Annotated in this window: 22 protein-coding genes and 1 pseudogene; 6 read left to right on the forward strand and 17 right to left on the reverse strand. The window is 64.2% G+C overall.

The genetic code is table 11. The features are described from left to right. Positions 1-254 precede the first annotated feature (254 nt). The 4 genes and pseudogenes from AB0J09_RS25610 to AB0J09_RS25625 all read right to left on the reverse strand — a co-directional run. Complete coding sequence (locus tag AB0J09_RS25610; RefSeq protein WP_360695900.1) at positions 255-425, reverse strand: DUF5708 family protein; 171 nt, start codon at positions 423-425, stop codon at positions 255-257. A 112-nt stretch (positions 426-537) separates the two neighbouring features. Beyond that, the gene (locus AB0J09_RS25615) at positions 538-2,088 is read right to left on the reverse strand and encodes an OmpA family protein (RefSeq protein WP_360695903.1); all 1,551 of its coding nucleotides are present in this window, start codon (positions 2,086-2,088) and stop codon (positions 538-540) included. A 55-nt stretch (positions 2,089-2,143) separates the two neighbouring features. Beyond that, positions 2,144-2,506 carry a barstar family protein gene (locus AB0J09_RS25620; RefSeq protein ID WP_360695906.1) on the reverse strand — a complete coding sequence of 121 codons (363 nt, stop codon included), beginning with the start codon at positions 2,504-2,506 and terminating at the stop codon, positions 2,144-2,146. Positions 2,507-2,513: 7 nt separating this feature from the next. After that, positions 2,514-2,684, reverse strand: a pseudogene (locus AB0J09_RS25625) (ribonuclease domain-containing protein); the annotation flags it as partial. 75 nt (positions 2,685-2,759) lie between these two features. On the opposite strand from AB0J09_RS25625, the gene AB0J09_RS25630 reads away from it, so the two are divergent. Next, complete coding sequence (locus tag AB0J09_RS25630) at positions 2,760-4,259, forward strand: recombinase family protein (RefSeq protein WP_360695909.1); 1,500 nt, start codon at positions 2,760-2,762, stop codon at positions 4,257-4,259. Positions 4,260-5,064: 805 nt separating this feature from the next. Here the strand turns inward: AB0J09_RS25630 and AB0J09_RS25635 are convergent. The 6 genes from AB0J09_RS25635 to AB0J09_RS25660 all read right to left on the reverse strand — a co-directional run bounded on the left by AB0J09_RS25635 (position 5,065) and on the right by AB0J09_RS25660 (position 9,163). Next, positions 5,065-6,912 carry a winged helix-turn-helix transcriptional regulator gene (locus tag AB0J09_RS25635; protein WP_360695912.1) on the reverse strand — a complete coding sequence of 616 codons (1,848 nt, stop codon included), beginning with the start codon at positions 6,910-6,912 and terminating at the stop codon, positions 5,065-5,067. After that, complete coding sequence (locus AB0J09_RS25640) at positions 6,909-7,259, reverse strand: hypothetical protein (RefSeq protein WP_360695915.1); 351 nt, start codon at positions 7,257-7,259, stop codon at positions 6,909-6,911. The genes AB0J09_RS25635 and AB0J09_RS25640 overlap by 4 nt, the downstream gene beginning before the upstream one ends. 31 nt (positions 7,260-7,290) lie before the next feature. After that, the gene (locus AB0J09_RS25645; protein WP_360695918.1) at positions 7,291-7,479 is read right to left on the reverse strand and encodes a hypothetical protein; all 189 of its coding nucleotides are present in this window, start codon (positions 7,477-7,479) and stop codon (positions 7,291-7,293) included. Between the two features lie 185 nt (positions 7,480-7,664). Then, a complete protein-coding gene (locus AB0J09_RS25650) occupies positions 7,665-7,856 on the reverse strand; it encodes a hypothetical protein (protein ID WP_360695921.1) in 192 nt (63 codons plus the stop codon). A gap of 3 nt (positions 7,857-7,859) precedes the next feature. Further along, positions 7,860-8,219, reverse strand: a complete 360-nt coding sequence (locus AB0J09_RS25655; RefSeq protein ID WP_360695924.1) for a hypothetical protein — start codon at positions 8,217-8,219, stop codon at positions 7,860-7,862. A 656-nt stretch (positions 8,220-8,875) separates the two neighbouring features. Further along, the gene (locus tag AB0J09_RS25660; protein ID WP_360695927.1) at positions 8,876-9,163 is read right to left on the reverse strand and encodes a hypothetical protein; all 288 of its coding nucleotides are present in this window, start codon (positions 9,161-9,163) and stop codon (positions 8,876-8,878) included. A 266-nt stretch (positions 9,164-9,429) separates the two neighbouring features. Between AB0J09_RS25660 and AB0J09_RS25665 the strand changes: the two genes are divergently transcribed. Beyond that, entirely contained in the window at positions 9,430-10,857 is a 1,428-nt protein-coding gene (locus AB0J09_RS25665) for a helix-turn-helix transcriptional regulator (protein ID WP_360695930.1), read from the forward strand. Here the strand turns inward: AB0J09_RS25665 and cutA are convergent. Further along, positions 10,823-11,191 (reverse strand): divalent-cation tolerance protein CutA, encoded by a 369-nt coding sequence (gene cutA / locus AB0J09_RS25670; RefSeq protein ID WP_360695933.1) that lies wholly within the window; start codon positions 11,189-11,191, stop codon positions 10,823-10,825. The two genes, AB0J09_RS25665 and cutA, sit on opposite strands and share 35 nt — an antisense overlap. An 848-nt stretch (positions 11,192-12,039) precedes the next feature. Between cutA and AB0J09_RS25675 the strand changes: the two genes are divergently transcribed. Then, on the forward strand, positions 12,040-12,210 hold the full coding sequence (locus AB0J09_RS25675) for a hypothetical protein (protein WP_360695937.1): 171 nt from the start codon (positions 12,040-12,042) through the stop codon (positions 12,208-12,210). Then, positions 12,207-13,040, forward strand: coding sequence for a Crp/Fnr family transcriptional regulator (locus AB0J09_RS25680; RefSeq protein WP_360695939.1), 834 nt, complete (start codon positions 12,207-12,209; stop codon positions 13,038-13,040). Before AB0J09_RS25675 ends, AB0J09_RS25680 begins: the two co-directional genes overlap by 4 nt. A gap of 219 nt (positions 13,041-13,259) precedes the next feature. Here the strand turns inward: AB0J09_RS25680 and AB0J09_RS25685 are convergent, their stop codons facing one another. Next, positions 13,260-16,082: a hypothetical protein gene (locus tag AB0J09_RS25685; RefSeq protein ID WP_360695942.1), complete on the reverse strand. Its 2,823-nt coding sequence runs from the start codon at positions 16,080-16,082 to the stop codon at positions 13,260-13,262. A 291-nt stretch (positions 16,083-16,373) separates the two neighbouring features. Continuing rightward, positions 16,374-16,607, reverse strand: coding sequence for a hypothetical protein (locus AB0J09_RS25690; RefSeq protein WP_360695945.1), 234 nt, complete (start codon positions 16,605-16,607; stop codon positions 16,374-16,376). Positions 16,608-16,747: 140 nt separating this feature from the next. On the opposite strand from AB0J09_RS25690, the gene AB0J09_RS25695 reads away from it, so the two are divergent. Beyond that, positions 16,748-17,653 (forward strand): alginate lyase family protein, encoded by a 906-nt coding sequence (locus AB0J09_RS25695; RefSeq protein ID WP_360695948.1) that lies wholly within the window; start codon positions 16,748-16,750, stop codon positions 17,651-17,653. On the opposite strand, the gene AB0J09_RS25700 is transcribed toward AB0J09_RS25695, so the two are convergent. Next, positions 17,650-18,264, reverse strand: a complete 615-nt coding sequence (locus AB0J09_RS25700) for a TetR/AcrR family transcriptional regulator (protein ID WP_360695951.1) — start codon at positions 18,262-18,264, stop codon at positions 17,650-17,652. The genes AB0J09_RS25695 and AB0J09_RS25700 overlap by 4 nt on opposite strands. A 152-nt stretch (positions 18,265-18,416) precedes the next feature. On the opposite strand from AB0J09_RS25700, the gene AB0J09_RS25705 reads away from it, so the two are divergent. Further along, positions 18,417-19,274, forward strand: coding sequence for an alpha/beta hydrolase (locus tag AB0J09_RS25705; protein ID WP_360695954.1), 858 nt, complete (start codon positions 18,417-18,419; stop codon positions 19,272-19,274). A gap of 54 nt (positions 19,275-19,328) precedes the next feature. On the opposite strand, the gene AB0J09_RS25710 is transcribed toward AB0J09_RS25705, so the two are convergent. The 3 genes from AB0J09_RS25710 to AB0J09_RS25720 form a co-directional block, all read right to left on the reverse strand. Further along, a complete protein-coding gene (locus AB0J09_RS25710) occupies positions 19,329-21,113 on the reverse strand; it encodes a bifunctional metallophosphatase/5'-nucleotidase (protein WP_360695957.1) in 1,785 nt (594 codons plus the stop codon). Between the two features lie 134 nt (positions 21,114-21,247). After that, positions 21,248-21,907, reverse strand: a complete 660-nt coding sequence (locus AB0J09_RS25715) for a response regulator transcription factor (protein ID WP_360695960.1) — start codon at positions 21,905-21,907, stop codon at positions 21,248-21,250. Further along, on the reverse strand, positions 21,900-22,896 hold a 997-nt coding region (locus tag AB0J09_RS25720; RefSeq protein ID WP_360695963.1), incomplete at its 5' end, for a histidine kinase. The genes AB0J09_RS25720 and AB0J09_RS25715, both read right to left, overlap by 8 nt.

Consider the following 22,896-nt stretch of genomic DNA (forward strand, 5'->3'; position numbering starts at 1 on the left):
GCCGCGCCTGCGACCCCGGCACCCGTGACCACGATGAGCGCTGCGGCCGCGACCAGCAGCAAGGAACGGGGGAAGCGGCGCCTGGGGGGCTCGTTCGACAGTGTTTCCGCGGTACTGAATTCGTCCGGCCCAGGGCTCATGTCATCCTCCCGAAAGGTATACGACAGAACAACAGTGCATCGAGCAGCCTAAGGCTGCCGTAAATGTCACCTGTGCCCGGATTAGCACCCTTTGCTGACATCGGCGTCTTAGCCCTACGTCACGTCGCCTCCGCGCACGCTCTTGTAGCCCCCGTACATGGCCTCCAGCCCTCCGATGACCATGAGGACCACACCCACGTTCGACGGCGTGAAGATGAGCCACAGCGCCAGCCCCACCACGAAGGTGGCCGAACCGGTGATCAGCGTTTTGCGGGCAGAGGCCATGGGGAACTCTCTCGATCGCGAGGGGTGGAATCTCCGAGAACCCTAATGAAGGGCGGGGTCGCACGGCTTCCTGCGGACTGAGGAGATCGCGTACATCTTTCGGGTGACGCCGCTACCGAATCGGCACCTGCAGATCGCGGAAGCTCCCGATCTTCACCTTCAGCGTGGTGGCCGCCTCGGGCAGTGCGAACAGGCTCCAGAATTCGCGCTCCTGACCGGGGCCGAACTTGCCGGTGCTCAGGCGTACGCCGGACACGTCGGTGCAGGCGCAGTAGAAGTCGGCGCCGCCCTTGCCGTCGTCGACCTGGAGGCGGGCCGGCAGGTATTGGCGGCGGGCCTCCACGTCGGTGAGCGTGACGTTGAAGGCGGCCTGGTACTTGAACGACATCCAGTCCCGCGCATGGTGGAGCTCGTTGAACCAGGCTTCGCTCTCACCTCGGTTCGCGATCCGGTACGTCAGCAGCCCGAGGCCGCCCGGCAGCCGTCGCAGGCCGGTGATCTCCATGGAGATCGGCTGGCCGTCCGCCCTGCCGGTGCCCGTCAGGCCGGTCGCGCCGGGAGTGACGGTCGTGGACGGCGCGGCGGACGCCGACGGCTGGGGCTTGGCGAAGGTCACGGTGACGCGGCGGTTGCGCCGCTTGCCCTCGTCGGTGTCGTTGCTGTACAGGGGGCGACGCGAGCCGTACCCCTTGGCCTGGAAGCTCACGCCCTGCCTGGTGACCAGCGCGGACAGCGCCTGGCGCACGGCCTGGGCGCGGCGGGTGGACAGGGGGTTGTTGATGGCGTCGGTGCCGGAGGAGTCCGCGTGCCCCTCCACCTTCACGGCGGAGCCGGCCGAGCCGTCGATGAGCTTCGCGGTACGCGCCAGGATCGTTTTCGCCTTGGGCGTGAGCGTCGCCTTGTTGACCGCGAACAGCACGTCGGAGGAGAGGTTGATCTGCAGATCCCTGCCGTCGTCCGCGGTTTCCTCCGATTTGTCGAGCGACTCGGACGGGGTCACGAGGCGGCGGGTGACGGTGGTGACGGGCTCGGCGTCCGGGTCGGGGATCGTCATGCCGGGCGGCGTGACCGGCGGGTCATCGCTGATCGGGACGTCTGCCATCGGCGGGCCCACGGGGGTGACGACCGTGGTGGAGGACGGGTTGCCCGAGGGGGCGGGCATGACCGCGTACAGGCTGATCGACTCGCCGGGATCGATGAAGTAGCCGAGCCCGTCACGGTCCTGGTCGCTGCACAGGCACGGGAAGCCGGCAGGCTGGTACGGCAGGATCCAGTCATGTGCCTCGGCGTCCAGCACCCCGATGCCGGATGCCCAGCGGATCTGCCCGAGCGGGCGGGTGTTGTCGCCCATCTCGCCGGTCCACGGCAGCTTCTTGTCGCTGTCCGTATTGGTCAACCTGAGCTGGACGATCAGGTGCTTGCCCTTGACCCGGTTCAGCCCGACGACCTCGACCTTGAGGTTCTCCGTCATCGTGCTGCGCGTCTGCGCCAAGGCGGGGCGGGTGTCCTGATCTGTTGCACTCGGCTTGCTCGTCGCACTCGGGGAGGGTGCTGTCGCGGACGGCGCGGACGGCGCGGACGTACGCGGTGCGGCCTCCGGGGACAGACCACAAGCCGCGATCGCGAACAGGGTGATCAAGGGGGCGGCGATCCGGAAGTTCATCTGGGAGATACTGCCGTATTTGTATACCGATGGCGTAATTCTGGGCGCCAGCTACTCAGGTCAGCGCGGCGGCGACCCGCTGCCGGAGCAGAGCCTCGTGGTCGGTGCACAGGGTCACGGTCAGCCCGTCCTCGGCGGCGCCGGCGAACACGTCCAGCAAAGTAACGAACTGCTCGGGGGGCTCGGCGCTGAGCAGTTCCTCGGCGTGCTCCACGACCAGGGCGATGGCGCCGGTGTCGCGCAGGGAGTCGGTGAGCGCGTCCCAGTTGCGGCCGAAGTAGCCGGGGAGGCGCAGCGCCCGCGCCACCTCCTCGAAGAAGGCGGCGCGGGTCCGGCAAGCCCGCCCGTCCAGCACCGCCGGCGCTGGGCCGGTGGACACCGTCAGCCAGTACGGCAGCGGGCGTGCGGCGGAGGTCATGTGAGTCCTAGAGCCGGTAGAAGTCGGTGTAGTGGTTGGGCGAGAACCACACCGCGCCGGTGCTGCGGTTGACGACGATCCGGTACGCGTCACGCGCGGCACCTCGCGCCCGGGAGTACACGTCGTACTCATAGTAGGTGGCGCCGCTGGGGAGCTGGCCTTCGCGGTTGTAGAAGCGCCCGCCGGTGTAGTTGTACTTGCCGTCCGGCTGCTTCCGCTATCCACACAGACGAAGCGGGGCACCATGGAAGACATGCTCACGACGGAGTACGACGGGTGCGGGCGCTGCTTGGTGGGGGTGCGGCGGCTGAGCAGGAAGACCGACGCCACCAATAGCCCAGAGCGCCAGGGAGACCAGATCCTACGGGCCACAGAGGACGTCGGAGGGCACATCGTGGCATGGGCGGATGACTGGGAGGTCTCCGGTGCCACGGACCCGCTGACGCGGCGGGGGTTCGGGCCGTGGCTGCGGGGAGAGATGGGGCCGTACGACGGCATCGCGGCGGCCACCGTCGATCGCGTCGGGCGCAACGTCCGGGACACGCTGAACACGCAGGCTCTGTTGACCGGTCAGGGTCGCGTTATCGTGACGGCTGATCACGTGGGAGTGTGGGATTTCAGCGACCCGAACCAGGAAAACGAATGGCTGATAAAGGCGTGGGGATCGCAAATGGAACTGCGTGCAATCCAGAAACGCAACCGCGATGAGGCGGTACGCGCTCGCGCGGCAGGCGAACCCAAACAACGCCCATCGTATGGATACACGTATGTCCGTCTCGCCCCCAAGGCAAAGATCGATCACGTAGCGATCGATCCAGTAGCCGCACAGATTATCCGAGAAGTGGCGCAGCGGATTCTGTCGGATGAGACGGGGAAAATTACATGTGCGACAGAGGCGGCACGCCTGACACGTGAAGGGATTCCATGCCCGTCCGATCGGCTCCGCCAACTGTATAGCCGTCCGATGAAGGGCGGACCGTGGACCGCGAAAGCCGTTAAGCACATCTTGTGCAGCGAAGCGGCACTCGGGTATCTGATGCACAACGGGAGGCCGGTAATTGGTTCTGGCGGGCGGCCAGTCCACATTGCCGATCCGTTGTGGGATCGCGCGACGCATGACGCTCTCGTCAAGAAAACTGCCCCGAAACGCAACGGAAGCCGAGCGCCGAAGAGCACGCAATTGCTGTCGGGCATCGCTTTTTGCGGCAACTGTGGGGCGCGGCTCCACGTCACGGGTCGGTACGGATGTATCGCGCGGGTACGTGGGATACCCGCGTCGGCGCATTGCAAGCCCGCCCCCATCATGGGACTCACGGCATTGGATGCCCTCGTAAGCGAATGGTTCCTCTCCCGCTACGGTGCCGGGGAGGTCATGCGAAAGGTCTACGACCCTGGTACTGGCCACGCTGCGCAGATCGCGGAGTTGACGGCTACACGCACACGGTTGCGTGAGGACCGCCAGGTCGGGCTATACGACGATCCGGAGGAAGCGGAATGGTTCCGCACCGAATATCGGCGTATCGGAGAGGAGATCGCGGCGCTGAAGGCGCTACCGGAACGCAAGCCGGGGATGCGAATGGTGCCTACCGGCCGAACGATTGCACAGGAGTGGAATGCAGGAGATTCCGTCAAGCGGCGGGAAATGCTCGCTGAGTTTGAGGTCCGGGTGGTGTTGCACCCCACTGGACACGACCCGCGCGTAGCGATTACCGGCATGGAGATCAGCACGGATGGAATCGAACTGACCGGCTAAGGTGGCGCACACGCAAAGAAACCGCCCGGTACCTACGTGGGGTAGGTCCGGGCGGTTTCGTATTCTCACGTTCCTCATGCGCCGAAAGCGGACCCTCCTTTCTTGGAGCGGGCGTCAGGCGGGGGTGAACACGGGAACCAGGTAGCGCACTGTGCGCCCCATGCGTGTGGTCACTCGTACGTCGTGCATTGATAGCCGCCCCCGCATCGGTAATGCGGTCCTGGGGCATCTCAGTACGGTGGCGACTGACCACGGCGCATATGCCAGGGCGAGGAGACAAGAACCGGAATGCTCGGTGTCGAGACGGCACCAGAGCGTTTCGGTATCCGCCTCCACGACCACGACCGTCAGGGCCGCTTGCGGAATACAGATCTGCCATTCGTCTTTTGCGTGGGAGTGGGCGATTCCGTCGGAAATGGTGGCTACGACATGGGACAGTCGGCGAGATGGGCTAGTGATCTGCCATCCTGCCACGCCAGTCGCCGCGTGGACCCAAGGGAGTAGATGTCCATCGCATAGATTGCGCGCGGGCGTCTCCGAGTGACTGGCTGGGGGTACTCTCACCTTCTTTCCGTTTTCTTGATTCGATGCTTTTGATCTGCTCGTCGGGTATCACCTCCTTTCGGTCGAGCGTTCCGAATCGCTTCCCGATCTTCTGGTGTCGTTGCGGCACCACCTCCGATCTCGGCTACGCTGCGTGTTCGTCTCACCGTCTCGTCTCAGTGCGCGTGTGCCGCCTATGTACGCGCAGACGTGCGGGAGACTGAGACATTGAGACGATGAGACGACTACTGAGAGTCGGTGACTACGCGGGGTCGGGGTTGGGGTCGAGGCGTGCCCGCCACCGTCCCCGGCTGACCTGACGCACTCTCCCGTCGTTTTCGAGCTGAGCCAATCGCCGGTAAATGGTCGGGCGGCTCATTCCCGTTGCGGTTATCAGCTCGTCCACGGTTATTCCGTTCTCGGGGGCGTCGCGCAGGACGGTCCACAACACGCTGTCGCCGCGTTTGGGCGCGATTTGGCGGGCGTGCCGTGGCGATGTCCGCTCCTCGTCTATCGAGGCGTCTGCGTGCCTCTCAGCCCTCGATGCGGCGTCGTCCAGAGCGGCCAGAGACACCGCGTCGAGCGACGGGCGGTGTTCGGCGTGCCGTTCGGCGGTGGCCTGAACTCCCTCGTCGTCGAGGAGGTAGGTGCGGGCGCGGCGGGGGATGTCGTGTTCCGGGGAGCTGATCAGGAACTTGCCGGGGGCGTCGAGCTTGTGGGGGTGCCATCCGGCCTTGACCATGCCCTGTCCCAGGATGAGGTCACCGTCGCGGGGTTCCCGGACACGGAAGCACAGCCGTACATCCATCTGGGAGCGGACCGCGCTCTTGCCCATCGCGTCCTTGGAGGGGCGTTGCGTGGCGGCGATCAGGTTGACCGCTGGTGCTCGGCCACGTCGGGCGATCGAGTCGGCGTAGTCGATCGCCCGTGGTGCCTCGCTGGCCAGCTCGGCGTACTCATCGACGATGATGATCAGCGCCGGTCTGTCCGGCGACGGTTCCCACACGCGTTCGCCACGCCTGGTGAGGTCGTCGGCCCGTCCGTCGAGGATGACCACGGCATCGGCGAGTAGGCTTTCCGCCTCCTGTGGGGTGGTGGCCAGCCGGTTTATGCACGACGCCCAGGGCATCAACTCCATGCCGCGCTTGAGGTCGACCGCCCAAAGGATCACATCCTCGCAGGCGGTCAGGTCCCCGAGCAGGACGTTCACGCCGCCCGACTTGCCCGCCCCCGACATGCCCGCGAACAGCCCATGCCGCCGCAGCAGGGGGACACGGACGGGTGTGCCGTCCTCGAACAGCCCCAGCTTGGCCGGTTGCGTGATTGAGGTGATGGACGGGCCTGGCCAGGTGATGGCGTCGGCGTGCGGGTCGGTCTCGATCACCCGTACGTCGGCGCGGTTGGCCTTCTTGCTGGCCACCGGCTGGACGCGGACGCCGCCGCGTGTGGTGCCCAGCGCCGATTCCAGGCGGGGAACGGCGCTGAGGGCGTCTTCGACGGTCTGGCCGAGCCCCAGCCCGAGCCGGAAGCGGTAGCCCCACAGATCCACGATCGCGGACTGAACGCGGGATCCGGCCAGGCCGACAGCTTGGGCGATGTCCGGCCAGGCGGCCAGCGTGCGCTCAACACGCACGCGGGCACGCCTGCGACGGTGCGCCCACCAGGGCACGGCCAGCACGAGTGTGCCGATGCCGAGCACGGCGGGCAGGGGTGCCGTGAACGGCCCCAGGTAGGCGGCCAGGGTGAGCCACGCTCCGGCGAACGCCGTGGTGACGGTGGCGTAGCCGCGTTCGACCGGGCGTGGCAGGTTGACCCATCGGCCCCAGATGGCCACCGCGCCGGCCACGATGACAGTGGCGATGATCACGGTGGGCCACCATTCGGGGAACCAACGTCGCAGGACCACGCCCGCTACTAGGTCGGACGTGGCGATGGTGAGCGGGGCGAGTTCGGACCGGTACCGCCAGACGGCGCGGGCGATGCTGGCGATGACCAAGGGTGCGAATTCAAGATCCTCGGTGATCAGGGCCATGGGTTCGACGCCGTAGCGGCGCATGCGGCGGGCGTTGCGCCGCATCTGGGCGCGTGAGGCGCGGTGGCGCGGGTTCATCGGCCGCCACCCGCCGCGCGTCGGGCGTCGGCGTGGTGCTGGGCGTGTAGCTCGTCACGCACGTAGAACAGGGGGTCGTGCTCTCCCTCATCGTCGGCCGCCAGAGTGGCGCGGATGGCGGCGATCAGGTTCGCGCGCTGGTAGCGGAGGGTGGACAGCTCGGCGCGGAGCCGGTCGATTTCGCTGATCAGGGCGGGGGTGTCGGCCAGGGCGTCGAAGATGTGGCGCCATAGGTGGTCGAGGGCGGGGGCGGACTTGGCGAATGCCGTCAGCAGTTCGGCGGCAGTGGTGTTGCGGGTGGCAGCTCCTTGCAGGTCAGCGTGGGGGTAAGGGTGGCGTTGGGTCATTAAGCATCACCTTCTTCGGTTGGCGGACGGTTCAGCGGCCAGTGATCCAGCTCAGGGCGGCACCGATCACGGCGCGGATGTCGGGGGCGAGCGTGGTAGCGGCCAGCAGGAAGCCGAACAGCAACGCGATGATCGCGTGCCAGAGCCTCAGGCCCAGGTAGCGCCAGGCGATGAACACCAGCGCACCGACCACGAGCACCAGCGGGACAGTCACAGTCACGGGGCTTCACCTCCTCTCACGGGACCTCGCGGGGGACGGGAAACGGGGGCTAGATGCCGTCGTGTCGGGACTTCCGGCGGCACCAGCGCCAGCGAGCGCGGCACTTGCGGCACCGCAGGGTTCCGGGCGTGGCCGCGCCGCAAAGGCACCGGCCAGGCTGGAGCGGGAGTGATCGCATCAGGGCTTCACCTCCTCCCGGCGTAGGTGGTCGGCCGACCCTGGCGGGCATAGGTGCCCAGCAGGCGGCGGCTCAGGGTTCCGGTCGGGGCGTGGCGGCGGTCCTCAGCACGGATCACGGCGACCAGCACCACGAACAGCACGAGCGTGGCGGCCGACAGAACCAGGGCCAGGAACACGACGAACAGTGCGAGGTCCATCGCTCACGCCCCCTCGATCTCGTCGAGGGTGATCGCGTCGCGGTAGGAGTCCAGGGCGTCGTGACGCGCCATGGCCGCCTGTGTGACGTGCAGGACCTTGTAACGAACCACGCCGAACTCGACACAGACGGCGTGATGTCCGTGCTTGACCGTGGGCGTAACCCCCAACAGCGTGGCCACCTGCTCGACTTCGGCAATCGCTTCTGCCTCGGTGGTGGCGTCGGTGTCGTAGAGCGTGTGGACCGACACCCGCATCGGCCCGTACCTCGGAACGGGCAGTTGCGGGTGACTGTCCAAGAACGTGGCCAGGGCGCGCAAACTGGTGATCAGTTCGCGGCGGTGGTGGCGCTGAGCTGGGCTCATCTAGATCACATCCCTTCCGTTTCCGGTGACCTACGCTGCGAAGGTAGGTTTCGGGGAAGGGCTGAACCCATCGCACGGTGTGATCATGCAGTGAGATCAAAAACATCCGGCGATGAGATGGATTAGATCCTGCGGTGAGATAAACCCCAGCTCACAGCGTCCTCAGACAAAGGACCCCCGGCAGAGCCCTTGGGAACTGGCACTCTCATGGGAGTGCAGAAGGCTCTGCCGGGGGTGTTGACGCGACGGTGCGGGACACGGTGGGCACGGGTGTGAGCGAGCCCGTCACCGCACCGTCGCGCGTCTCACGAGTCCCGCATTCGTGTCCGAATGCGAGACTGCAAGTACAGGTGATACAGCGCGTTGGCGCTGTATCCGTCACGGATGTCATCGATATTCAGATTGAAGGCATCCAAGAACTCGACTCTCGACAACGCTCTGCATGTCGAGTGACTTTGCCCCAGCTGCGTTGCTTCATCGGCCACGGAAGCGGCCTCTTCCTGCGGCGGTGCTTTGCGATCCAGGTAATCGATGGCCCCAGTAATCGTGACAACATTCGCGCCTATTGCCCCGGCTATCTGTCCGGGGGTGAGCCCTTTGGAACGTAGGCCAGCAATGTCCTTGAGTACTGCTCGTGAAATGCGCGCCATGCGTGATCACGCCCCGTCCGGCGCGGAGCGATCTACGGCGTGAAGATCCCCATACAGGGCGGCGATACGTCGGGCTGCCCGCTTCGGGTCCGCCGTGGAATGGCTGGCATACACGGGCCGGTCGCGGCGGTCGTTCCAGCCGGTACGCCACCAGAAAAGATCACCGTTGGTCCACACGAGCAGACCGCGCCAGACCGACACCACGGCCAACCCGTAGCCGTCGTTCACGTCAGCCGTGATCCCATGCAATCCCAGCTCACGTTGTAGCTGGTCAGCCATGGCAACGGCGGTCATGGAGGTGAGACGCGACGCCTCTTGCTCCAAGATCATGAACCAGCCTCCCGCAGCTTCGCATTACCGAGCAAAGAACGGGCGGAAGCCAGACAAATGAGGATCTTCGACTCTTCCTCAGATCAGCTCTGACCTGCGCCGCGAACTGATGTGAGGCTTCCAAGCAAACCGGTTCTGAAGAATCTCACCGTGATATCTCACGGTGTGATGGACTAGAAGAGCTCCACTACTCCCGAAAGGCTGCGCTACCAGGGGAACGGAACGCCGCCATGACGATGGACCAAGAGCACCTTCGATCGGTGCTTGACGCTGTTTTCGCACGTCAAGATATGGAAGATGCGTGCAAGCGCCGTGACATCGGCGGAGTGATCCGCATCCTTAACAAGTACGGCGTCACTCAAGGCCAGATCGCGAACCTCACCGGTAGATCGCAGGGACGGATCAGCGAGTACAAGAGCGGCAAGCGCGTCCCGACCGCAAAGCATACATTTGAGGAGTTTGCTGGCGGTTTGGGCATGCCTAGCCACTTGCGTCGCCATTTGGGCTTGTCGTCCTCTGGAGGCAAGGGCGGTGCGCAGGTCGTCAGTGACGGTGTCCAGATCCCCACGGACACCTTCGACTTGCAGCTCTTCGCTGAAGCGATCGGGAAAAGGGGCGAGCCGTTGAAGCGCCGCGAACTACTGGCCATGATTGGCCAACTTGGTGCCCAGTCCGCTCTAGCTCAAAGTGAGGCATGGGAGAAAGTCGCCTTTGCTCTGTCAAGGCCGAGCGCCATTGACGAAGCAGTCGTGCGAGAGATGGAGGCTAGAGCCGCTGGCTTTCACCGCCTCGAAGAAATGCTCCCTGCGCATACGATTTTCAAGGGCTTGGCGGCCCACCTGAACGAAGTCGGAACCATCCTGAACGGCACGGCCACCGACCCCAAGGACGAGCTTCGTAGACGCTTGATCGTGGTTGCGGGAGAAAGCAGCGTGCTTGCCGGTTGGATCGCAACAGATCTAGGCAACATATCCGCTGCCCGAAACTTCTATGACACCGCCGAGAAGGCTTCCACGGAAGCCAATGATCCAGCCATTATCGCGTGTGCGTTTGGATATAGAAGTTATATACCAAGCGGCAAGGGAAACCACGGACGGGCGCGCGCCCTGCTGGCGACCGCACTACAGCACCTGCCTAGGGACACATCGCCCGGAACCACGTCATGGCTGGCCGCGAGACATGCTGAAGAGAGCGCAGCCCTAGGAGAAACCGAAGCTGCCCTTCATTCGTGGGATGAGGCGCGCGAAGCCTTCAATGTCGCTGATCCGGAAGAGGATCGCGTATGGACGAGATTTCTAGACCAGGATCGTTTTGATTCATTCCAGATCTCTACCTATGCCCAAATCGGTCGGCTCGATGAAGCCGAAGCGGTAGCGCATGCCGTCATAGCGCGTCTGCCGGAAGTGGAGAGAAAGCGGGCAGGCATCATCCTCGGAGACATTGCCACAGCTCATATCGTGCATGGCTCTGTTGCAGAAGCGGCCAGAGCGGCCAGGGAAGGTCTCGCCGTCATTCGCGAGACGGAATCCGGCATCTGGCTGCCACGATTTATCGTTCTCGGAGAGGCGCTAAGGCGTTGGCAGACTCAACCGCCGGTCCGCGCATTCCTAGAAGAGTTGGCCGTTACGAAGCGTCAATTCTCTGCGTCTCCGCACTAATCCAGTCTAGGTAGTCGGCGCTTCCCGCAGCGATTTCAGTTGCGATGATTTCCGGCGTCTCGTAACTGTGATTGGTTTTGATGTGGTGCTCAAGCGCGACGAGTAGAGCGTGCGTGGTCTTGATGACCAACTGCCATTCCTGCTCGTCGCGCAACGCGCCTCGCCACCAGTACAGAGACCGAATCGGCCCAATGATCTGTACCCCAGCGGCCAGCCGTTGCGACGTGATGCTATGTGCCAGAGCCGCGCCCTCTTCTGCGCTTGGCACAGTGGTCATGACCTGCATGTAACCCTTCACAACCCAGTTCCCCTTGAGTCGAAAGGCGGTGATCACTCAAGCCCCTACAGTAGAGGCATCGGCGCACTGGGCGTGTTCTCGCAGTTCAGAGGGCGCATGGTAGACGCAACGGTGGCGACTATGTCGAGGTAGCAGTCACACCGCTTATCTGTGATGACTCTTTGTAGTTGGCCATGTCAGATGCACTGCCCGACCTGAGCGGGCGGTGGCCGCCGACGAGTCGGCGTCGTGGGTGGTGGTCTTCCCCGTCAAGTCTGCGTGTTGAGGTTTCAGCCGCCTGCCGCTCGACGTCCTGGCGCCCCAACCGCGCAAGGTGTCCTGGAGCAGGGGCCGACATTCCAAGGCTGCCGTGGACTGCTCGGCGCATGCGGGCGGCCCCCGGAGTGGTTGTCCGAGGGGCGCGATGGCAGACGACGTCGGGGGCTATGGCCTGAGTTCGCGCACGAGCTTGGAAGACCAGTCGCACCAGACAAGACCGGGCAGGAACGCCCCGCCGGCGACGGGCGCGGCCGAACGGGTTGGGCAATTCTCGGAGGCCTGAATATGCCGGAATTGGCTCAGGTCGCAGGATCGGTCCTCTTACTCAAGTCCCAACTATCGCCGCAGGTAGGAGTCCTCCGGGCGGTTAGCTCGGTGGCTCTGCCGTTCTCGATCCTCCCCATAAATGCAAAGCAGGCCGTCCGCAGGCCGACTGTCCGCAAATACTTCGCAAATGGGCTACTACCTTTGTAGTTGGGCATCGCACGCATGCTCATTGGCGAGCTTCTCTGCCCACCACGAGATCCGACCCTCCCTTACCAAGAAGATCCGCTTCACGGGACGAACACTGGGAGGGTTCTAGAAGAGGAGAGGCGACCTTACACGTGAGACGAAACGATTGGCCGATGATCTGGGCAGGTGCGCTCATTGCTCTGGCTGTCATCGCGCTGGCCGGGTACGTCGTGACCCGGCTGGATACCGCAGAACCCTCAGTGATCGCCGGGATGTTCGCCGGGCTGGCGGCGCTGCTGGCTGGCGTTCCCCCCATCATTAGAGCCATTCGGGGGCGACGATGAAGATTACCGAGAGACGCGCCGAGGCGCTTCAGCACGCATTGGTGGGAGCCTGGGGCGCCCGTCAGGGCAGTTTCTGGGCCGAGTTGGACTCCGATGGGCGACGCATGCTTCTTGGGTATGTGGCGGGCGGACGAGGCAGCCTCCGCTGGTACTCGGGCGAGCACGACATGATGTACCAGGAGGGGCACACCGACACTCATGCAGTGATCCTGCTCACTGGCCACGTCAAGGTCACCGTTGACAAGCCCGCGGGCGAGGAAAGCCTGCTGGTTATTCGCTACCCGGGTCAGATCCTGGGCGAGGACAAGGCACTGCGTCGCGATCTATTCCGCGCGGGGAAGAGTGACCCAGATGGCTATGCGCAGTGTAACGAGATCACCGTGCGCACGGTCACGGTGCGGCCGTTGGAGTGGGTCTTGGGACTCGCGATTCCCTCAACTGGCCTGGAAATATTTCTGATGATGCATCCAGGAGCCTGGGCCGCCTTGGCCACTGATCTTCGTAGTCGTCTCGACGAAGCGGAAACCCGTATCGGGGAGAAGATCGCCGATCGAAGACTCGCCAAAGCGTTTGCATCAATGATCGACTACGAGATGGCGTTCCATGAGGGTAAGCGCAAGATCAAGGTGTCCCTGACGCAGCGGGAACTGGCGTCATGGATCGGGGTCTCGAAAGAAACCGTGGAACGCATCCTACACATCTGGCGTCGGCGTGAGATCGTCGAAACGGGTTACCGCACGATCACGGTCCTACGGCCCGACGAACTTCTGCGTATCGCCAACGTTAGATCATCTTATGACCCCTCTCAGTGGAGCCCGGGGACGGCGTAGCCCGGCTAGCCTGCGCGGATCGAGCTGATGCCTGCGGTTCGATTTCCGATTCCGTGAGCTTTTCCATTGCAGCTCATAGACGACAGCTAGCCCGCGCAATAGTGTGCTTAGAGGAAGTAGCCGTCCGCCTGCTTCCGACACCGACCGCTACCGCAGCCACCTCGCCAACAGCCTCTAACTCCTCCACTCTCGGCAGACCACTGAAGCGTCTGAAGTTAGTTAAGTGTCTCCATCTAGATCCATCACTCCGCGCTCTAGTGCAAGATTGCGGACTAGCGCCATCACATCCTCGTGAGGGTTCAGCGCTTTTATAGCGCTCACAACCTGACCAGCTTGCTCATCATTGAGAGCGTTCATGTCCGTCGATAAGGCGTTGAACACGGCAACCTCCATATCTTGCAATCGAGGTATCGAAAGAAGTCGAAGATATACTTTAGCCCGCTCTTCCGCCGAACTGGCATTTTCGACCAGCAACCACAAGAGATCTCGCACGCTAGAATTCATGTCGAGGTGGCTTTGATCGCCCGAAATCCTGAACGCTTCAAGCAGCTTCCAGCCTTTAGCTAGCATGGGCTCCATTATGTGCAAGAAGATGTTCTCCATGAGAGCCAGCGAGAAAGCCATTTCGCGCACCGAGGCGTCTGCCCACGATTTATTCAACATTACGACGCTCGTACTTCTCGAAGGCAAATCAAGCATCCAACGGAGATCAACCGGGGAGGGGTCCCAGCCATGGGGCGCGTAACTCAACTGCAGGTCACGCACCCCATCGGAATCCCGTTGCGGAGACACTTGGATTGCTGTTGCAAGGCTCGACATCTCCTCGCTGTCACACCCGGCTTGCCAAAGCCTCACAAGCTTTAGCCAGTCCTCTATCACCGTCTCCTCAGGATCTGGAAAAAGCTGGCTCGCTTTTATAGATGGCGTGCAAACCAACCCGACGCAGAGCAGATTCGCCGAGTACTGCGCATAAAGCACTGGAGGGTTGGCCACTCTTGGAAGATATGCCGGGTGACCTAGGCTGTGGCGACTACGAAGTCCATGAAAGATGCTATAAATCAGATGCAGCCGATTATTGCGTTCTTCGCACGTAAGACTTGCGAGCATTTCCTGAAGGAAGCTCAGAATAGGCGTGCGAACGCTAATAGTACTCCATGACAATAGGGCGCTCAACCAAGTATCGTTGATATCAGAGGAAAACACTCCGGTCATTTGTGCGACCATATCCCGCAGAATTGACGCAATGAGCCGTGCTATCAGGAACTCGCCGAAGGTTGCGTGCAAGAACTCGTAGGTATGCAGGGTCACCTCGTCATGATGAGCTTGTGAGCGGTGGACGAAGAAGAATCGTCCGAATGCAAGCTCACCTCGGCTTAGCGGGAGATCTAGATCGCTGGGTTGCCTTTGATTGACCGGGAGAAAGACAGTGAGATCTTTAGATACCTCGTCTGCCGTGACCCACTGCCGGCCGCGATTGAACATCGCAAAGGCTGCTATTGACAAAATTAGGAGCTCGTCTTCAACAAGCCGCTTAACATGTTCATCCGGATGATGTTTCTGCAGTTCCCTTATTGCAAAGGCCTTCAGTAGTCGCTCGTAAAGTTCGCTTTCGCGAAGCTCGTGAATCGTGAGGCGCAGAACATTATTGTCAGCATCATACAACGCCAACATCATGAGAAGTAGAGGCTGTTCGGCTAAATGGATGTGGGCTTTCACGAGCTCTGCACTGAAGGGCTTCAAACTAGAGTGGTCGAAATATGACGCGTTTGAATGATTCCAGATCCCTATCCATCGGTCTATTTGCCGATCATTGAATGGTTCGAGTCGGACCAATATAGACTTCTCGGGTACCCGTGCTCGCTCTATCACCGCGCTTCGAGTCGTCACAATGAACGCTACTGACCGCCCTGCATTCCGTTCCCGCTCTTGGAAATCGACAATACGCTCAAGATATGCGGACTGGTGGGCACCTGTGGCTTGTAGAAGCTCATCGAATCCATCAAGCATCACTACAGGTAATGCTCGTTCACAGGACCGTGCTAGTGAAGGCCACTGCAGACGATCACCTGTTGCATTGTATATCGCCTGCTCAATTTGCACCTGCAGATCCCTGCTCGCAGACACTTCTCTAAGAGGGACTCTGATTGGCATGTAAGAAGCCGGCAAGTAGGCCGAGAGTATCTGCGTCAAAACTGACTTTCCCGCCCCTGGGTGCCCCAGTACAATCAAGGGATTTTCGGCGGCATCAGATGTAGAAAGGAAGCCGGCTATGAAAGATGGAAGATCTTCTCTAACATCCCTATCCTCCCAAAATGTATCTTCGCCGCGTGTGGCGTTATCGGCCTCCTCGGACGCCCTTGCTGTTCGAAAGCGAGGAGTTACGTAGGCTTCCTCCAGCGTGGGCAAACGCATGCCGACTGGAATGTCTCCAGTCTTCGCAATGGGGCGTTGTAGGCACGCAGCTTGAACTCTGGCCAAGGAATCTAATTGCTCAGACGATACCGTGCCCTTGGCGAGTTTTGACAACAATGCCCTAAGTGAAGCAAGTTCAGTACGAGATGCCTCATCACTGATCATCCCTGCCCAGTACGCGAATTCCGGGACATCTACCATCAACTGGCGGTAGAAGTCTTTGTATCGTTCAATCGCTCGGCTTGGGAGGGTCTCGACAAACTCCCTGGATGCTTGGGACCGCTTATGCTCAGAAAGCTTGTCCCACACCCTTAATCCACGGACGAACTTCCTGAGCGCGTCACTCAACATTCTATAATGGGTGAGAAGATTTTCGCACACCTTCTCGAAAGGGAGTTCCGGAGAGGGATGCACTGGGCTCGTCAGGTCAGTTCGTAGCGCGTGCTGCTCTTCTTTTGTGATGCGTAGATCGGACCACTTAAAAGGCAAGCTAAGCGACCGTGCCTCAGAAAAGAATGCGGCCGTTACAATAATAGTGTGCGCTGCTTCGATCCGCGCTGTGCGGCTGGTCCATGAATCGCGTGAATTGCGATCACGCACTCCACCAAGCAGATCGTTGCTTAATTTCATGACTTCGTTTTTGGCCTCGATAAGCTCCGCTACCGGAAGAGCTCCCAAGGAGGCTAGTCCAGCTAGAGTGTCTAGCCGCTTTAGCAGTGGATCCTGTCCACCAAGCAGGCGTACTGCGTCGACGTATCTCAGTCCTCTTGCCACGTACTGTTATCGATCGAGCACGTCACTGTGTTTCACTCCCCCTGTTCGCCGATGCGGCGCGACCAAGGCACACGCTCCCCAACCAGCGGTGGTGACTTGTGTCGAGGTAGAGGGATCGACGACGCATCAAGCTCCAGCTATGTTGGTTTAGAGGAAGTAGCCGTCCGGCCAGGAGTACCAGCCGCTGGAGGTGGGGTAGCCCTTGGACGACCAGATTCCGCTGGCCGAGCGCGCGTCGGCGCACCGCGAGATGGTGCAGGAGTTGTAGACCGAGGCGCCGGCCGGGGTGATGGTGACCAGGCCGATGACGGAGATGATGGCGGCGAGGACGACGGTGAGCCTTACCGACCAGGAAGGTCCGGGGCGTTGCGGAGTGTGCACGAAGCCTCCTTGTGGGGTGCGACGGACATAGCCATGATCACCGCTCAAGTCGGCCCGAATAAAGACAAAGACGCCAAAAGCTGGTGAATATTTCGCGGACGGCTCACGCGACCGCCGACCGCCGCCTTGTCGCCCGTTGATTGTCCGCGCCCGCCGCCTCGGCCCGGAGAGCGCCGGCCGCCTACACCGATGCGCTGGTCTGGTACATCACACGGGACAGCCGGTACGCGGAGAGGGCGATCCAGATCATGGACGCCTGGTCCGCCGTGATCATCGACCACACCAACAGCAACGCGCCGCTCCAGACAGGATGGGCTGGATCGTCCTGGCCCAGGGCGGCCGAGATCATCCGGTACACGTACACCGGGTGGTCCTCCGCGGGCGTCAACCGCTTCGCGACCATGCTCAGGAACGTCTACCTGCCCGAGGTCATCAACGGCAGCCTCCGCACGAACGGCAACTGGGAACTGTCGATGATGGACGCGGCGATCGGGATCGCGGTGTTCCTGGAGGACAAGACCGCCTACGACAAGGCCGTGAGCACGTTCCGGGCTCGCGTGCCCGCGTACATCTACCTCACCGGCGACGGCGCCTTCCCCAAGGGGCCGGCCGGCTCCGGCATCGACACGCGGGCGGAGGTCGTCGACTACTGGCAGGGGCAAGACACCTTCGTCGACGGGCTGTCCCAGGAGACGTGCCGCGACTTCACCCACACCGGGTACGGCCTGGCGGCGATCGCGCACATCGCCGAGACCGCCCGGATCCAGGGGCAGGACCTCTACCCGGAGGTCGCCGACCGCCTGCGGCACGCGCTCGGCCTGCACGCCAAGTACCAGCTCGGGACGGCCGTGCCGTCGTGGCTGTGCGGCGGGAGCCTCACCCTGGGCCTGGGGCCGGTCACCGAGGTCGGCTTCAACGCCCTGCACAACCGGATGGGCATCGCCATGGCCAACACGCAGACCCTCGCCGAGCAGCAGCGCCAGGCGGGCTCCAACAACCTCTTCGTCGCCTGGGAGACGCTCACCCACGCCGGTAACCCCAACTAGGCGGTAAGCACCTGGCCGATGATGTCCTGGACCGTCCTGACCACCTCGTCGCGGCCGTACTGCACGGTGCCGGAGATCGCGTCGTGCAGTGCGCCGTGTGTGCCGTGGTAGATGACGCGCGCGAGGACCTCGGGGTCGCCGGGGCGTAGGACTCCCGCGGTCATGCCACGCTGGATCGCCTCCGCCAGCAGGGCGATGACCTGCTGGTTCGTCTCCCAGCAGAGGGCGAGCGCCTTGGCGTCGGCCGACCCGTAGACGATGCGGTGGAGGTTCGCATGTCCCATGGCGTGATCGATGAGTTCTTCCACGAGCGCGGCGAGGACGCTGCTCCAGTCGTCCCGCGGGGTCCGGTTCCCGATCAGGTCCTCCGCGAGCTCGAGGAAGCGTGACACGTACCGCTCCCACAAGGCCGCGACGACCTGGTCCTTGGCATCGAAATAGAGGTAGAACGTACCTTTGGCGACGTCCGCTCGCTCAGTGATGTCCTTGACGGTGGCGTCGGCGACGCCATGTTCGGTGAAGACCGCCATCGCCGCGTCCAGCAGATCCGCGCGGCGCTCTTCAGCAGGCTTGATCACGCGTTTCCGCCTGGCCGCGGCGCGCTCGATCATGGTCGTGTCCCCGTTCTCCTTGTTGACTGACCGGCGGTCATTGATGCAGACTGACCTGCGGTCACTTGACTGACCCTCGGTCATTGTATCGTGAAGGAGTCCGCCTCATGCGTATCCGTACCGGTAGCCGACTTCGTGGCGAAAGCGTCCGGATGGACGCTCGAGCCCGGGAGAACGCTCCCGGCTCCTTCGTCCGGCTTCGCCACGGCATGACGCATGTGGTCGTCGACGGTCCCGAGTACGGGGAGCCGATCCTGTTCATTCCCGGAGCGACGCTGTCCCTGTGGATGTGGGACGGCCTGTTCGAACGGCTGGCGGCGGCCGGCTACCGGACGATCCGCTACGACCGGTACGGAATGGGGTTCAGCGACCGCCCCCGCCTCGAGTACGACCAGGCCCTGTTCGACGGACAGATCACGGACCTGCTGGAAGCACTCGGCGTCGACCGCCCGGTGACCCTCGTGGCGCTCGCGTTCGGCGGACCGATCGCCGCGGAGTACACGGTGAGCCACCCCGACCGGGTCTCCCGCCTGTGCCTGATCTCGCCCGACGGCTTCGCCACCCCGCTCAACCTCGGGGCGCGCCTGGCCCTCCTGCCCGTGGTCGGTGAACCGTTGTTCCATCTCATCGGAGATCGCGCCCTCAAAGCGCGCATTCCCGGCTACTCACGCGACGAGCGCGTCGTGGCTCGCGTACGGGCGCGCTTCCTGCCTGAACTGCGATATCAGGGTTTCAAGCGGAGCCTCATCTCCGCGATCCGGAACGTCCCCATTCACGGAGCCGAGCCCCTCTACCGGTCCCTCGACGCCGCCGACGTGCCCGTCCAGGTCATCTGGGGGCGCCAGGACCCCGTCACCCCGATGCCGTCCGAGGAACGGGTGCGTTCGGTGTTCTCACGCGCCGACCTCCGGCTGCTCGAGGGCGTGGGACACCTGCCGCACCACGAGCGCCCGGACGAGACCGCCGCGATCGTCTCCGGCTTCCTCCGGGCGAACCAGGCACGGGCATGAGCACGTCCCCCTCGGCCCGCCGGTCACGGGCCGGCGAGCCGAGAGGGCAGGACGTCAGAGCGCGGTCACCCGGTCGAGCGCGGGAGGAGCGACCGTCTCGTTGGCCTGGAAGTAGGAGCGGAAGGCCTCGTAGTCGCGCGAGCCCCGCACCGGGTCGGTGAAGCCGCCCAGCGCGCTGAATCCGTCCGCGCCGATCAGGGTGTACGCGAGAGCGGCTACCCGGTAGGTCCGCCCGGCGTCCAGCGGAGCGCCGGCGATCAGCACCTTGGAGGGGTCGACCCGGTCACCCACCGGCCGCGAGGCGTCATAGGAGTACCGGACATCGGCTGAGACGGCCAGCGGGCTGAACCGCACCGTGCCGTCGGCCTGCGTCTGCCACTGCTGCTCCAGCGCCTGCTCGAGCTGCTGCCCGGTGAGGGAGACAGTGAGCACGGGGTTCGCGTAGCCGTACGTGGCCCAGGCCTCTCCGAACAGGACGGTCCCGTCGGCGTCCGCGGGATTGGTGCCCTTGGCGAAGCGCAGATCTCCGCGCAGGCTGTTGGAGCCCATCAGCGGCGCCGTGTCCACCAACGCCAGGTCGACCGGTCCGCCGGCGTTCTGCACGGCGTCCGCGTACTCCGCATCGGCGACGAGGTTGCCCAGCGTGCTCTCGCCGTCGGCGGCGCGGGTCCGGGTGATGTCACCGCTGATCTTGCCGACCGGGCGCGCGTACGTCTGCGCGCCGCGGGCCTTCCAGTAGTCGACGAGCCGCGTCATCGCGGGGTCGGGCGTGACGTCGCGGGTGACCGGGTGGTTCACCGAGGCGGTGGCGGAGCGGATGATGTCACCCGTGCTCGGGTCGATCTTGAGGTTCATCTCGTTGATCAGGCGTCCGTGGTTGGCCGCCTCCACCACCGGCCGGGGGTTGCCCGCCGGGTCCGGGATCATGCAGTTGTTGAACAGCGCGTGCCAGTGGCCGGTGATGATCGCGTCGATGTCGGGGGAGGCCTGCTTTGCGAAGTCGATGACCGGCCCCGAGGGGTTGCTGTTGCAGCGGTCGTAGACGTCTCCCGCGGTCCCGCCCTCGTGCACGTTGGCCACGATCGCCTCGACACCCCGGCGCTTCAGCTCGGTCGCGTACTTGTTCGCGGTCTCCACCAGCGGCAGGTTGTCCAGCTCCGGCTGGTAGGACGTCGAACCGGTGACCGTGGTCGGGGTGGTCAGGTTGATGAACCCGATCCGGACGTTCTTGCCGCCGCGCACCTTCACCGTCTTGATGACGTACGGCTCGAAAATCGGCTTCGTGGAGCCCTTGGGGGTGATGTTGGCGGAGGAGATCGTGTAGCGCGCGCCTTGGAACTGGCGGCCGGTGGAGTCCGTGAAGCAGCTGTCCACGTCGACCACGCCGAAGCAGCGGCCCTTGCCCATGTGGTCGCGCAGGAACTCCAGCGACCGGTCGAGCTCGTGGTTGCCGACCGCGGAGAACTCCACGCCGATCGCGTTGAGGAACTCGACGGTGGGCTCGTCCTGGTGGAAGGCCACCTCGGTGGGCCAGCCGCTGAAGTCGTCGCCGGTCGTGAAGGTGATCGAGTTCTCGTGACCCTGCCGCAGGTTCTTCAGGTGCGTGGCGATGTACGGGGCGCCACCCACCACGATGCTCTTGCCCTCGGCGTCCTTCACGGTGCCGTTCGCGGCGTCGTTCTGCGGCGTCAGATAGCCATGGAAGTCGGTGAGGGACAGGAGCTGAACGTCCACGGGAGATCCCGCGGCTTCGGCGGCGCCGACCGGCAGGAGCGTGACGGCCGATATAGCCATGGCCGCCGAGACCGTCGCCCAGCGTCGGAAGCTGCTTTGCTTCATTTTACCTACACTTGCTCTCGCTTTAGTGATCGACGGCATTAGATCATCGCCGAATGACGGCAGGCGAGCCGGTGATGGCCGGGCAAGTGAAGAACCGGGAAAGCAGGTGCTGCGCCGGGCGCGGGGAAGTGTCCTTACGAGGCGTCGTGGACGACGAGGGCCAGCTGGACGCGGTTGTCCAGGCCGGCCTTGGTGAGGATGCGCGAGATGTAGCCCTTCACCGTGCCGACGCTCATGTGCAGCTCGTCCGCGATGACCGCGTTCGGCTTGCCCTGGCCGACGGCCAGCGCCACCTCGCGCTCGCGCTCGCTGAGCGTGCCGAGCAGGCGCCGGGCGTCGGCTCGCCGCCGGCTCTCCTCCTCGGGGACCAGGTGAGCGATCAACCGCCGGGTGACGCTCGGCGACAGGATGGGCTCGCCGTTCACGACCCGCTTGATGGCCTCGACGATCCCCTCGGGCGGAGTGTCCTTCAGCAGGAACCCGCTCGCGCCCGCCCGCAGCGCCCTGAACACGTGCTCGTCGGCGTCGAACGTGGTCAGGATGATGACCTCGGGCGCGCCCTGGCGGCTCCGCAGCCGGCTGGTGGCGTCGATGCCGTCGATCCCGGCCATCCGTATGTCCATCAGCACGACGTCGGGGGAGTGCTCGCCCACGGCGGCCTGGACCTCGCCGCCGTCTGACACGGCGCCCACCACTCGCAGGCCGGGCGCGCCCTTGAGCATCAGCGTCAGTCCGGCACGTACGAGCGCGTCGTCGTCGACGATCAGGACCCGGATGGGGGCGGGCTCACTCACTGGGCCATGGTAGCCGCGCCACCAGCCGGAACCCGCCGCCGTTCACGCGGCCGCGCTGCCCCTGCCGCCCGTCGTCGTCGGTGCGTCCGTGCTCCAGACGCCCGCCCACGAGCGACACCCGTTCCTCCAGCCCGGCCAGCCCCGCCCCGGCCCCGGTCGAACCCAGTCCCCCCGCCGCTCCGAGCGGGTTGCGTATCTCGATCGTCAGCTCGCCGCCGGCCGTGCCCGAGAGGAGCACCGTGACGGGCTCGCCGGGCGCGTGCTTGCGGGCGTTGGTGAGACCCTCCTGAACCATCCGGTACGCGGTACGCCGCGTCGCCTCCGGCAGACCGGTGAGCCGTACGCCATGGTCGTGCAGCTCGACCCGCATCCCCGCCCGCCGCGACTCCTCGATCAGCGGCGCGAGCTCCTGACCTGGTTCGGCGAGCTCGGACGAGGAGCCGTCGCGCAGCACGGAGATGACCGCGCGCAGCTCCTCCAGGGCCTGGTGGGCACTCGACCGGATGACCCCCGCCGCCTCGGCGACCTCGCCCGGCGTCGCCTCCGCGTTGAACTCCAGCGCCCCGGCATGCACCGCCAGCAGCGAGAGCCGGTGCGCGAGCACGTCGTGCATCTCGCGGGCGAGACCGAGGCGTTCGGCGCGGCGCGCCTCCTCGGCGCGCATCCGCTGCTCGGCCTCGGCGCGGTGGGCCCGTTCCGCCAGTGACAGCATCAGCTCGCGCCGGGTCCGCGCCAGCATGCCCCAGCCGGTGAGCGCCCCGCCGATCAGCACGCCGACCAGCGCCCACACCATGTAGGGCGCCAGGCCGGGAGGCCGCAGCGCGAATCTGATCAACGTCGCGGCCACCCACGCCGCGCCTACCGCGACGGCGGCGGGCGGGCGCCGGTAGAGCGCCGCGATGAGCGTGGCTATCCCCGCCGCCACCGAGGCCGCGGCGGCCGGTACGGACAGCGCAATGACGGCCAGCGCCGCCGCCACCGGCCACCTG

It is taken from the genome of Nonomuraea sp. NPDC049784 (assembly GCF_040659615.1).
GTDB lineage: Bacteria > Actinomycetota > Actinomycetes > Streptosporangiales > Streptosporangiaceae > Nonomuraea.

Excerpts from the sequence above, each read along its gene's own strand:
- AB0J09_RS25610 (WP_360695900.1), bottom strand. The coding sequence starts at position 425 with ATGGCCTCTGCCCGCAAAACGCTGATCACCGGTTCGGCCACCTTCGTG.
- AB0J09_RS25700 (WP_360695951.1), bottom strand. The coding sequence starts at position 18,264 with ATGATCGAGCGCGCCGCGGCCAGGCGGAAACGCGTGATCAAGCCTGCT.
- AB0J09_RS25680 (WP_360695939.1), top strand. The coding sequence starts at position 12,207 with ATGAAGATTACCGAGAGACGCGCCGAGGCGCTTCAGCACGCATTGGTG.
- AB0J09_RS25675 (WP_360695937.1), top strand. The coding sequence starts at position 12,040 with ATGATCTGGGCAGGTGCGCTCATTGCTCTGGCTGTCATCGCGCTGGCC.
- AB0J09_RS25650 (WP_360695921.1), bottom strand. The coding sequence starts at position 7,856 with ATGGACCTCGCACTGTTCGTCGTGTTCCTGGCCCTGGTTCTGTCGGCC.
- AB0J09_RS25710 (WP_360695957.1), bottom strand. The coding sequence starts at position 21,113 with ATGAAGCAAAGCAGCTTCCGACGCTGGGCGACGGTCTCGGCGGCCATG.
- AB0J09_RS25665 (WP_360695930.1), top strand. The coding sequence starts at position 9,430 with ATGACGATGGACCAAGAGCACCTTCGATCGGTGCTTGACGCTGTTTTC.
- AB0J09_RS25630 (WP_360695909.1), top strand. The coding sequence starts at position 2,760 with ATGCTCACGACGGAGTACGACGGGTGCGGGCGCTGCTTGGTGGGGGTG.
- AB0J09_RS25660 (WP_360695927.1), bottom strand. The coding sequence starts at position 9,163 with ATGACCGCCGTTGCCATGGCTGACCAGCTACAACGTGAGCTGGGATTG.
- AB0J09_RS25640 (WP_360695915.1), bottom strand. The coding sequence starts at position 7,259 with ATGACCCAACGCCACCCTTACCCCCACGCTGACCTGCAAGGAGCTGCC.
- AB0J09_RS25620 (WP_360695906.1), bottom strand. The coding sequence starts at position 2,506 with ATGACCTCCGCCGCACGCCCGCTGCCGTACTGGCTGACGGTGTCCACC.
- AB0J09_RS25705 (WP_360695954.1), top strand. The coding sequence starts at position 18,417 with ATGGACGCTCGAGCCCGGGAGAACGCTCCCGGCTCCTTCGTCCGGCTT.
- AB0J09_RS25615 (WP_360695903.1), bottom strand. The coding sequence starts at position 2,088 with ATGAACTTCCGGATCGCCGCCCCCTTGATCACCCTGTTCGCGATCGCG.
- AB0J09_RS25685 (WP_360695942.1), bottom strand. The coding sequence starts at position 16,082 with ATGAAATTAAGCAACGATCTGCTTGGTGGAGTGCGTGATCGCAATTCA.
- AB0J09_RS25655 (WP_360695924.1), bottom strand. The coding sequence starts at position 8,219 with ATGAGCCCAGCTCAGCGCCACCACCGCCGCGAACTGATCACCAGTTTG.
- AB0J09_RS25635 (WP_360695912.1), bottom strand. The coding sequence starts at position 6,912 with ATGAACCCGCGCCACCGCGCCTCACGCGCCCAGATGCGGCGCAACGCC.